We start from the raw sequence: 12,115 nt of genomic DNA on the forward strand, positions 1-12,115 counted from the left end.
TAGCTTTACTAAGAAATATCATCAGAACATCCTTTCTGTTTAATAACATCATGAAGGATGGATGCCCATTCATACTTTTCTTCCTTCACCATAGTACCCAAGACCTCTTTTAGATCTTTCATATCAGCCTCAACCAACAAGTCTATCAAAGGGATCTGATCCGGAATAGTACTTTCTATCTTCTCTTGAAAGACTTCTAAAATATGCAGTCTCTCAAGCTGTTCATCAGAGATTTCCTTTCCTAAGACAGCGTAAGTCTCATTGAAGACACGTCTAATAGTATTCCCTTTCCCACTATTCTCTCCAAGAGCTATCAAAGAAGACTTTTGCTTGCTGTCTTCCAAATTCAATCTTATAATAATGTGATCTGAATTGAAAACAAGCTTATCCCTAAACTTATCCAACAGGTCTTTGTGCACGTATATGGGAGTTCGCTTTCTAATTCCGACAAGAACCGAATCCAATAGAGGAGCCTCAAAATAAGATGTATGAGCATTTCCCTCAGAATTATCTCCTTGTATTTTTATCCAACAGCTATTTCGCACTAAAAGTTCCTCTACTATGCGTATCTCTTCTACACGATAGTTGGTGTGGAGAAGAAGAGCATCCAATAACGTCACGGACTCTTCTTTAGGTAAAATAGATCCGATACGAAGACGCATCTTAACCAGAGGATGAACCAACGAAGGAATAAGTATTGGGAAGCCGGCTGTTCCTTTGACCTCCCTAAGAATCAAAACATTGGGAGAGTTTGGGTCTTTACCATTCCCCTCTCCCAAAGCAAACATCTCTACTCTGGAATATCTGTCCTCCACTTGAGGTCTTTGTTCTTCTCCCTCTATCATTCTATTTCTACTCTATATCAAAATCTGAAAGATCCCATTCCTCTTCATCTTCATTCTCGCCCAAAGATATAATAATGGAAGAAGCTCCTACACTCAGGACATCGCCATCTTTAAGCCTATACTTCTCCCCCTTTTGTAGAAGGGCATTATTGACAAATGTCCCTGTCCTGCTTTCGTTATCTTTGACATAATAGTAGGCTTTTTCTCCTCTACCCGTCTTTCCTAATACGAAGTGAAGACGATCCATGCTTGGATCTGAAGTATAAATTTGGAGATCTGCATTTGAATCTTTATTCTTTCTTCCCACCACTATCTCTCCCTTTTCGGGTAAAGCATATTTTTGTTCGTAAGCAAAAATATTCTCCACTATGGTAAAGTGTGGCATTGTGGTATCCAACTCTTCAGAAAGTACGATAGACGCTGCACGTTTAACTCTATCTGTTGGAAGATCCAACTTAGAACGATACACATAAAACGTTTTGTAGCAAGCATTACAAGTAATACTCATGCCACTTCCCTCTCGTTCTTCTTTATATTGCTCTTTAGTATGGATGCGTTCGCAAAACGGACAATGAACCTCTATCATATCACTACACGGAATACTTATTTATTCAATCTTATCTCTCTAAACTATGTCCAAAAATAGAGAAAGTAATCTTTCCAACCCTTTTCGATCATCATCGTTGAAAGTATCCAGCTCTGCACTATCTATATCCAATACACCAACGACCTCTCCCTTGTTATCAAACAGAGGAACTACTATTTCGCTTTTTGAAAGAGAACTGCAAGCGATATGACCGGGAAACTCATCGACATTCGGTACCACGATAGTAGTGGCGCGTTCCCATGCTGTTCCGCAAACACCCTTTCCTTTGCCTATCTTAGTGCAGGCCACCGGTCCTTGAAAAGGATAAAGGACAAGCTCCGTTCCCTCTTTATTTATCATGTAAAAACCTGTCCAGTGATACTCAAATGTATGGTGAAGAAGAGCAACAAAGTTGGACATATTCGTTATTAAAGGAAGAGAAGAGTCTAAAAGTCCTTTTGCATACTCATAAAGAGTTTCATAGACTTCCGCCTTATTTTCTTTCGTTGGTTTAACGTCCGGTATAGTGTGCATAAATAAGTCCTGTTCGTTTTTAATCGAGAGCCAAATCTCTCTATTATATATCAGAAATTTATATTAAAAGCCATCAAAGCAGTCAAACCTTTCCGGGGAGCTCCAATCCATCTTGCAGTAGAAGTATTAAGAAGATTATTTACCTCCAAACCCAGACTGTACTTATGGTTGAATGTATGGGTTATTCCAAGATCTATATTAAACGACATTGGAAGACTGACTTCTTCTCGAGTTGCAGAGGAGGGTTGCTTCGGAGAAAAGAAAGTAACTCCCATATCGGAAGAGTAAAGCGCTCTGAACAACCACTTGTCCTTGACATTGTAAGTAAAAATAGCTCCATGAGTAAATGCAGGAAGCCCCAAAATAGAATGCTCTTTCTCATCCGGCAGCATATAACGATTAAAGCTACCAAAAGCCTTAAGCATAAATCCATAAGGAGAATAGTAGCCTACAGCACCATTAAGGAATATATTTTTTATCCGATTTCGTCTGTTGGCTTCTACCATTTGCATATTCACGATATAGCCATCATCTTTGTATCCGTAGGAGAAAGTCCCATATTCTGTCATTGCATAATGGTCTGCAAATCCTCCCTCAACATCTACATGAAACCCATTTAGAGATCCATAGGTCGCACCTAAAAGCACTCTATATGCTGTGGAGTTCAACGCATTAGTCATTCCACTTGTAATATTCAGATACGGATTCTGCTCCAATTGCTCATACAGCGTAGGCAAAAGTGCTCCGCCATCAGCTTTCAGTCGAAGAGCCAACTTACGTTGATCTCCAAAAGAGTATCTTAGATCAACATCCGGAGCTATTGCCAAATTGGAAATTCCACTTTCGCGATTATAGATCTTCACTCCAACATTTATCCCATACTGTTCAGTATTGATGCCAACAAATGGAGAAGCAGAAAAGAGCAGCCTGTTCAGTCTAAAAGATTGTATGGTAGGTCCACCGGTATGATAATGCTGTACAAATCCTTTTGCTCCGGCACTCCAAATCTCGCGAAAGTGATAAGAGAGCATGGCTTGAGCGGAAACATTCAACTCCGCTGCTCGAATACTCTTATCTCCACCGGCCAAACTATGAATATCTGCTTTGTCAAGAAAAGAGGCAATGGCATTTCCGGAAATCGCCCACCCATCTTCATAAAGCATCTGTTTAGGTTGTAGCTCCAATGTCAATGCACCACCCCAAACATTATGAGAAGGCGGTGTCAGAGTTTTAGTCGGATCTATTGCTGTTCCATCCTCTTTTTTTAGTCCTGTCAGCCCATAAAGAGATCTCTTTTGATATAGAAATCGAGCAGAAATATCCGCAAACGTTCCTAATGCCGGCATACGCATACGAGCAAGAAGATCGGTAGAATGATCTCTTCTATCTGTTCTGTTATCAAATTCAGGATGATGTGCTCCATATCCGACCCCTTCATGTCTCAAATGAAGAGAAGATATTTTATTTTCTCCGGTTTTCTGTGCAACACCGACAGCGGCACTATACTCCAAAGGATACCCTCCCGCAAGCCTGAGATACCCTTTTTGAGGAAATTGATCCGGTTGATGCAGGTTTCTCAAAGGAGCCAACTCCTGACGCTGATACTTGGTTGCAGCACTAAAAGCATCTTTAATAAAAGAGACCGGAAGAGCTGCTTTTGTCGGCTTTAGAGGTAAAGGATTGAAGAACTCTTTTTTAACAACACTACCAACAGGAACATACTCTTTCTCAAGTACAACCTCTCGTTTCAGTGAGTCCTGTTTTACGGTCTGAGCATCCAGTACAGAAGGATACATAACTACTCCAATACCAAATATTGCAAATAGAATACCTTTATTATATCTTTTCATTTCACTACTCTTGAACTTGTTTATCACTTGAGAGAACTCAGTCTGGAGTCTACCTTAGAGAGAATATCATCTTTTCCGGTAGGCTTATAGTTGCTCTTTACACCTTTCAGATACTCCAGAGCCAAATTCTTATCCCCTTGCTTAACGGCTATATCCGAAAGCAAGATAAATGCTCTTGAAATCCAATAGGAGTCATTATACCCTTTTTCCAGATAAGCCTCGGCACTCTTTTTAGCCACAGCTATCCGTCCTAAACCATATTGAGCTTCAGCCTCTAATACTTGGCTGACAGAGAGAGTTTGCTTACTTGCGTCCAGCTTCATAGCTGCAGAAGTAAGGTTCAAGACCTCTTGATACTCTCCATTTTCAAGGATTTTCTTGGCAACATAATTCAGTATCGGAGCAGAAGCAGCATAAGCTTTGAACCTGCCCGACTCTATCTCCTTGGCCAATGAGCGTAGCATATCAACCTCCCCTCCCTTTTCTGCCACAGCCAAGGCAGCAAAAAGAGCAGACTCTACCCCTTGTTTATTTTGTGCAGATCTTCTTGCAAGCTGTACATAAGTAGAAATTGAAGCATCATAATTTCCGGACTGCTCATAGGTCTGAGCCAACATCTTCAAAACATCTCCTTGAATAGCCGTATTATTTCTCCTCTCCAAAGCGATCAGGATAGGAAGTGCTTCACTATATCTTCTCTCTTTATAAAGGATATAAGCTTGGTGATACTCCGCCTGATCTCTAAAAGATCCGTTGGGATATCTCTCCACATAGCGTCTCATTGCCTCCAAAGCCTCTTTCTGTTTACCTTGAGAAATAAGACGTTCTGCCGCCAAGAATGTTAAAGACTCTGTTTCATCGGAGTTTTTACTTCCTGTGGATTGATCCACCAGTTGTGCAAGTCTCGAATACTCATCTACTCTGTCCAAACGTACGGATATACTCTTGAGGTCTTGAAGAGCAGATTTGGCTTCTCCACTGTTAGGGTAACGCCTTATGACCTCTGCATATATATCCGCGGCTCTATTCAGATCGTTGTCATTAAAGAAAGAGAGAGCGAGTTGTACACCTGCTTTAGGAGCAAAATCACTATCGGGATAACCATTGAAAACTTTGGAGAACTCTGTTCTTGCGCCCGTATTATTTTCAATGAACGTCAATGCCCGCCCCTTCTCATAAAGAGCTTCTTGAATGTAGGGAGAGTTAGGATATTTGACAACCAAAGACTCCAACTCCGAAGCTTTCCCTTGATAGTTCTTTCGCAGCCCCATGATATGAGCACGCTTCAGTACAGCATAGTCTGCATCCTTACCACCTCTTGTCATTGCAGTTGTGTATGCAGAGAAAGCAGCATCATATTCTCTTTGCATCACCGCTATGTCTCCAAGCCTGTTGTAAGCATTTGTATGATCTGCTTCGGGTGTTGTGCCGGTAAGAGAGAGATAATTTCTAAAAGCCTCTTGTGCTTCTCCCCAACGCTCCAAGTTGAAGAAAGAGTAACCCAGATTGTAATACGCTATCGGATTAACAGCCTGCCCTTTCGGCACCATCTGTATATAGGTCTGAATGCTTCTGATGGCATCGTTGTAGTTACCCTCTCTGTGAAGCAACTCTCCTTTCCACAAATAAGCCTCTGCAACGCTCTCGGCATCGCCATTAGAGGTTATAATATCGTCGTACTCCTTTTTTGCGGCTATCACATTACCTGTACCAAGCAGTGTGTTAGCCTTACTCAAAGTGATCTTTTGTCTAAGCTTTACCAACTCCTTGGGTAACGGAGTGATCTTGTCTATCTCCTTTATGGCTCCAACATGATCGGATGTTCTACCATAAGCATCCACAAGATAAGAAACAGCCTTATCCCTGTACTCAGAGAGGGGGTGCTTGCTGACGAACTTTCCTAACGCCTCAGTTCCGACACCTATCTCTCCCGGATGTTCATTGTACAGAATCATGCCGGCATTATACTCTGCCGCTTGAACCAAAGGCAGATAAACCTCTATTTGAGAAGAGTTCACAAACGCATTATAAGCATCTTGAAGCTTTCCCGAAGAGAGTGCAGACAATCCCTTATAGTAGAGTGCCAACTGAGACATATAGTCATTCGTTCCGTCTGCCACCTTGCTAAAGTGCTGCATTGCCTCCGAATACAGCTCCAGCTTGTACTGCTCCTGCCCAAGGGTCAAAAGCTCCAAACGTCCCGGAGCATCTGTCATGGCAACATAAGAAGAGAGATACTCTAATGCTTTTCGGCTCAAAGAGAGCTGAGCAGCCGATAATCCTGCCACTCTATAAGCGGAAGCCACAGCCTCTCTATCTCCTGTTTTCTTCATGGTACGCTCTGCCAAAGGAAGAGCATCGCTATACTTACCCTGCTCCAAAAGCATTTCACCCTCATAAGCTCCGACGTAAAGCCCATAAAAAGAGTCATTCTCTATCGGTCTGAAGTACTTGAAAGCCGCAGGATAGTCTCTTTTTTGAAATGCTATATATCCGGCATAAAAAGAAGACTCTTTGGAATATTTCTTACTGTAAACGAGAGGAGCAAATATGTTCAAAGCCAAATCTTCTCTTCGATCTTTCATTAACGAGTATGCCAAATAGTAGGACATCCTTTCCGAAAGATCTTCCGGCAGGAAGTCTCTATCGAGAAGATCCAACCAATAGGCAGCACTTCTGTAATTCTCTTGAGAGAAATAGTACTCTCCCAAAGCGGCTTTAGCATAGAGCGTAGATGCCGATTGGGGATGTTTCTCTATGAAGTAAAGCAACATCTGTTCTGCCGAAGGAGCACCGCTCTTGGCAGAAGAAAGAGCTAAAATCAACTCTTTTTCCTGCTCCAGCATAGGCATATAGGAGTCTATCCAAGAGAAAGGTTTCTGCACTTTATAGGAGGCATAGAGCGTATTGTGTCTATGGTAGGCGTCCCAAGAGTCCCCCATCTTGGAAACGAAGTGCGGCATATCTATGGGGCGATGTTGAGCAACAACGCTTGTTACACCACCCAACAATAACAGCATCAGTCCGATAAAACGTTTCTTCATGTTTGATTGGTACTAAGAATACTAACAAGTTTTTGAACAATCCAAAGGTACTAAAAAAGTCGCTAACCCAGCCGAAGAGGTGCTTGTGATACAAAATAAGAAACGGAAGAAAAAGCCCTAAATTCAAGTTCTTCTTTCTTTTTTATAAAAATTTATACGTTTCATCGAAATCTTATTTCCCCTTCTTTAAAGTTACTTTCTCAACAATTGGAGCAGAAGAATGAAAAAAAACAGTCTAATATTTTGTTAATTAAAACATTTAGAGTACTTTTGGGATATAATCGATTCCGGATATATTATATTATGTCATACACCAAATAATTTTTCGAGATGAATAAAACTGAACTCATTGCGGCTATTGCTGAAAAAGCCGGTCTAACCAAGACTGATTCAAAAAAAGCTCTTGATGCTTTCCAAACAGTGGTGAAAAATGAAATGAAAGCTGGAAACAAAGTTGCGATCATTGGTTTCGGAACATTCTCTGTAACTAAAAGAGAAAAACGCACCGGCACTAACCCACGTACAAAAGAACGCATCACAATTCCTGCAAAGTCTACTGTACGTTTCAAACCGGGTAGTGAACTTGAACTTAAGTAACAGCTTGTTTTTCACTCCCAAACGTCAGAATTAGGATATCCACAGCTGTTGAGCTGTTAAGCTAATGGTAACACTTCTATTTACAAATAGAGGTGTTATTTTTTATTTTAACGGCATGGAGAAAAAGGATTTCTGACAACTCCTTTTTGTATAATATCCTGTCCGAATACATAATATCAGTTTGAGATTGTAGCCTTAACTTCTCCTGTAAACGCCTATAAAATCTTCTCCAAACAGATTCCTTTTTGTGTCTAAATCGGTTAAAACTTGAAAAGCAAGACCTGATTCCAAGAAATCAAAACCTGACTGTAATAAAGCAAGGTTTGCTTCCTACAAATCAAATCCCGGTTTCCGGACATCAAAGCTTGATTTATAAAACGATAAGGCTTCAAAGAAACTTATATATCGGATTAAACCGTTTTCCATAACTATTAAACAAAAGTTGTCCCAAGGGAAAAGTTCGATAAGGGGCATAGATTTCGGAGCATTGAAGCCATAACACCTTTTGGTCGGCTTATATAAAAAGAGTCCCGACTCGGTATAAAACCAAAGCCGGGACTCTCTATCAAACAATATGTCTTGTATCGGAACTAAAATCTTTCCGGTCTATTCCACAAATGTAATCTCTGCAGCCGAAGCAAAATCTGCTCCCGTGTGAGAGCTAAGAGCATTGAAACGAATGTATCGAGTGCGAACAGGAGACTTGAACATAACGGTCTTCATCTGCTTAGACTTGTCGAACTCTCCCGTGATAACAGGATCGCTCCATTTCTTTCCATCGTTACTGATCTGAACGGAATAAGCTTTGATGCGACCGTTATCCGAATCGTCCTGTCTTGGCAATAGCGTAAAGCCTTTGAGCTCTGTCTCTTTGCGGGCATCGAAAGAGATCCAATGAGGATAGCTTGCTACCGTTACAGAGTACATGCTATGCCATATCGTCTCTGTGTCTTGATCCAGCATATTTGTCGCGATACCCACTTCCGGCTCTTCACTTGAAACCTCTGCAACAGAAACCTTGACAACGTTTATCTTGTCAAAACTATTCATACTCTTCAACCATGGAGTCTGCTTGCTGTATGCGGTAACCACTCCTCCTTCTCTCATTTCAAATGGAGCATTGTACACCATTGGTGACTTTCTCTTGCTCGAACTAAGAGTATAGAGAATATCCGAACTATTTGCTCCATCCGCAGAAAGTGTTACCTCTCCGTCAGTAGAACGAACAATAGAAAGAGGTTTTACATCGGACAAAGAGACTTTGGACAGTTCTGTGGCATCTGTTCCGTTGAGAGGACGAATCAAAAGAGCATACGTGTGAGAGTCTGCTTTGATTCTATCATGATTGAGAGGAGGTCCTTGTCCACAGCTGAAGCCTCCAAGCCCCATCACCGCCTTGTCGAGGTGTATATGATTAGCACTGCTTTCTGGTAGCTCATACCAGTGCGGAGCTAAAGTCATCTCTAATGCGCTCCAAGGTAGAGCCGAAACAGACATTTTTTCGGAAGAGACAAAGAGCATTCCGACACCCTCTTTATCTGTCAGAGAAGCCCACTTAACCCCTTCCCTATTGCCCATGCTCTGAGGTTTTGGGAACGGAACAAACTGCTCTTCCACGCTGCTGCTGTACTTACCCATATAGGCTCCGGCTTTGCGGTCGGCATAGTTGTTGTGCTCTCCCAGACCATAATAGGTGTATTGAGACAAGCACTTAGGTGTCTGAATATAGTAGCCCAGTCTTGGCAGATCTGCCGTCGGTTTATTGGAAGATATATTGGCTTGGAGTTCTATCGACCCATCAGGGTATATCGTCCAAACAAGATTGGAGGTAAACTTGAACGGATTTCCACTCTTATTTTCATCCTTAACCTTTTCTATTTTATAGTGTCCGCTTGATCCTCCTGTTATCCAGAATGAGCCGTCTGCTTGAGATTCGACCATTGTGGAAACCTTTACAGTACCATCCTTGGCGATATGACTTCCAAAGTAAACAGCCTTATGCTTAAGGTCGTGAAGCCCATTCTCCACCCAAGAACGATAGACCCAAATGTCATTATCCGTAGGTGCACGGAAAGCATCCAATGTTATAGCAGTACCCTCTTTCAGCATCTGCTTGCCGGCGTATTCCAAAGAAGTGATAGAGCCGATACGCTTATCGAAGACAATGGTAAACTCATTTCCCTTTATGGTCATACTCTCCGGCGTCTGTTTTACTTGGGGTTTAACAGAGTGTTGAGTTGTTATAGCGCCTTTCACTTCTGCAGTTTGAAGAAGAAGTTGCTCTTCCATCTGAACAAAATCTTTCTTTGCCCATGGTTCGTCATTAGCCAAATGAAGTTGCACTTGGACATGGTAGTCGGCATATTTGTCAAGTTCAATCCCGGATACAGGTAGAGTTATGACAGCCTTTTTACGTGGCGCGATGACAGGTATATCGAGTCTGACAGACTTTTCACGCACACCATCTTTTATGATGGTATATGTAAGATATAGATCCGAAAGGTCTGTAAAATAGCGCTTGTTAAAGATCTCAATCTCTCCTTTGTCACGATCTTTCCATGTAATACCGGCATTCTGATACACCTTCTTCACTTCCCCAAATACAGGCTTGGGTGTATGGTCCGGGAAAAGAATACCATTCATACAGAACATACCGCTATTCGGCTTGTCTCCGAAATCTCCTCCGTAGGCAAAGAATCGGGTTCCACTCTGTGGATCGGTCTTGTAAAGAGCCTGATCTACCCAGTCCCAAATGGCTGCACCACAGAAGAAGTTTGTGCTCTCTATTGCCTCCCAATAGTCGGAGAGATTACCTCCGGCATTACCCATAGAGTGGGCATACTCTGAAATATGGAAAGGATACTTGATATTTTTATATGTTCCTTTCACCGCTTCTCTGGTCCAAGCAATGGAAGGATACTGATTGGAACCCATATCCACAATGGAATTGTTACGCTCATACTGTACCGGACGAGAAGGGTCAAAGCTGTTGAGAGCTTTGTAAGCGTGTACAAAGTTTTCGCCGGGACCGGCCTCGTTGCCCAAAGACCAAATCACCACAGAAGGAGAATTGACATGAGCAGCAGCCAACTCCATTACCCGTCCGACGTGAGCATCCTTAAACTCCGGAACGTGAGATAGCGACTCTTTACCATAATAATATTGGTGGCTCTCTATATTGGCTTCATCTTCAAGATAAATACCATAAAGGTCGCATAAGTAGTACCACTGGGGGAAGTTGGAATAGTGAGAACAGCGAACATGATTGATATTGCCACGCTTCATGAGCATTATCTCCTCTATCATCTGCTCTGTTGTGATGGTATTTCCACTCTCAGGATTGATCTCTTGACGGTTTACACCTTTCAACTTTACAGGCTTACCATTGATATAATAGTAGCGTCCGGCAAGACCAAACTCATCATCTTTTGCTTCTGTATCCTTTATCTCCACTTGACGGAAACCGACAAGGGTAGATACCGTCTCTATGATTCGTCCCTTTTTATCTTTAAGCTTAGCCACAAGAGTATAACAGTGTGGAGCTTCAGCACTCCAAAGATCAGGTTTTTTCAGATCCAAAGTAGTTTCTACAACCGTTCTGCTCTGCTTTTCAAGCCTGTTCAAGGAAGACAAAACAGGTTTGGAGAGTTCGACAGGAGAGTTGCTCTGGCTATAAAGCTTATTCTTGAACAGCTCATAAGAGATACTATACCCTTTCTTTACTCTCTTTGATGAAAGATTGCGAACTTCTGCTTTGATGCTCAAACGACCATCGCTATATCCGTTCATCAAAGAAGGAATAACAACCAAATCTCTTAGCTGAACATCTGGTTTGGATGTAAGATATACACTTCTGAAGATACCCGGAAGTCTCCACATATCCTGTGCTTCAAGGAAAGAGCCATCCGAGTTGCGATATACCTCTACCGCAACGCTATTCTCTCCTTTTACGAGATAAGAGGTAATATCAAAAGAGGCGGTATTTCTGGAGTTTTTGGAAAAACCGACATAGGTTCCGTTAATCCAGAGATAGAAGAAAGAGTTAACGCCATCGAAGTTCAGATAAACTCGTCTTCCGGTCCAATCAGCGGGGATATCGAATGTTCTGCGATATGAACCCACCTCATTTCTGTCCTTATAGGTAGTCCAGTCTTTAGGAGGCGTACGCATAACTCCACCTTTCCAGTCTCCAACAGCAACCTTATGCTGGAAAATTACAGGCTGATTGGCATAGATAGGTGTACCATACTTTAATGATCCATCTTTTTGGATTCCAACGACATTCCAACAAGAAGGAACTGTTATATCATCCCATTGGGATACATCGTAAGCCGGACGGAAAAACTCCACAGGGCGTTCATTAGGATTCCCGACCCAATGAAACTTCCACGTTCCATCGAGACTCTTCCAATAACTGCTATTTTGTGGTAAAACAGCTCGTGCTTCGTCCACGGATGCAAAAGAAAACATCCAAGCGTGTGGCTGTTCTTTATTCAGAGAAAGGCGTTCGGGGCTTTCCCACTCCTTCCCGGTAGGAGAAGAATGCACTCCGTACTCGTACCCTTGTAAGCTGTGAAGCTGTGCATAGGCATTCGCACCACACAGCAACAAAACAAGCGATAAAAAGATTTTTTTCATACTGATAACTACAATTTTGTC

General features: G+C 42.0%; 7 protein-coding genes. 1 reads left to right on the forward strand and 6 read right to left on the reverse strand.

Going from position 1 to position 12,115, the window contains the following annotated elements; genetic code table 11:
• Positions 1 to 8: 8 nt before the first annotated feature.
• The 5 genes from HQ39_RS03120 to HQ39_RS03140 are packed head-to-tail and all read right to left on the reverse strand — an operon-like array spanning position 9 to position 6,859.
• Positions 9 to 845 carry a DUF151 domain-containing protein gene (locus HQ39_RS03120; RefSeq protein ID WP_036846219.1) on the reverse strand — a complete coding sequence of 279 codons (837 nt, stop codon included), beginning with the start codon at positions 843 to 845 and terminating at the stop codon, positions 9 to 11.
• Between the two features lie 7 nt (positions 846 to 852).
• Positions 853 to 1,431 carry an FHA domain-containing protein gene (locus tag HQ39_RS03125; RefSeq protein ID WP_052079392.1) on the reverse strand — a complete coding sequence of 193 codons (579 nt, stop codon included), beginning with the start codon at positions 1,429 to 1,431 and terminating at the stop codon, positions 853 to 855.
• Between the two features lie 39 nt (positions 1,432 to 1,470).
• A complete protein-coding gene (locus tag HQ39_RS03130) occupies positions 1,471 to 1,965 on the reverse strand; it encodes a GAF domain-containing protein (RefSeq protein WP_052079393.1) in 495 nt (164 codons plus the stop codon).
• Between the two features lie 50 nt (positions 1,966 to 2,015).
• A complete protein-coding gene (locus HQ39_RS03135) occupies positions 2,016 to 3,815 on the reverse strand; it encodes a hypothetical protein (RefSeq protein WP_036863657.1) in 1,800 nt (599 codons plus the stop codon).
• A 23-nt stretch (positions 3,816 to 3,838) separates the two neighbouring features.
• Complete coding sequence (locus HQ39_RS03140) at positions 3,839 to 6,859, reverse strand: tetratricopeptide repeat protein (RefSeq protein WP_036863659.1); 3,021 nt, start codon at positions 6,857 to 6,859, stop codon at positions 3,839 to 3,841.
• Positions 6,860 to 7,189: 330 nt separating this feature from the next.
• Here HQ39_RS03140 and HQ39_RS03145 point away from each other — a divergent pair, with 330 nt between their 5' ends.
• Positions 7,190 to 7,456: an HU family DNA-binding protein gene (locus HQ39_RS03145; protein ID WP_036846209.1), complete on the forward strand. Its 267-nt coding sequence runs from the start codon at positions 7,190 to 7,192 to the stop codon at positions 7,454 to 7,456.
• 606 nt (positions 7,457 to 8,062) lie between these two features.
• On the opposite strand, the gene HQ39_RS03150 is transcribed toward HQ39_RS03145, so the two are convergent.
• On the reverse strand, positions 8,063 to 12,094 hold the full coding sequence (locus HQ39_RS03150) for a glycoside hydrolase family 2 TIM barrel-domain containing protein (RefSeq protein WP_036863661.1): 4,032 nt from the start codon (positions 12,092 to 12,094) through the stop codon (positions 8,063 to 8,065).
• Positions 12,095 to 12,115 lie beyond the last annotated feature (21 nt).

It is taken from the genome of Porphyromonas sp. COT-108 OH2963, assembly GCF_000768895.1.
Lineage (GTDB): Bacteria > Bacteroidota > Bacteroidia > Bacteroidales > Porphyromonadaceae > Porphyromonas_A > Porphyromonas_A canoris.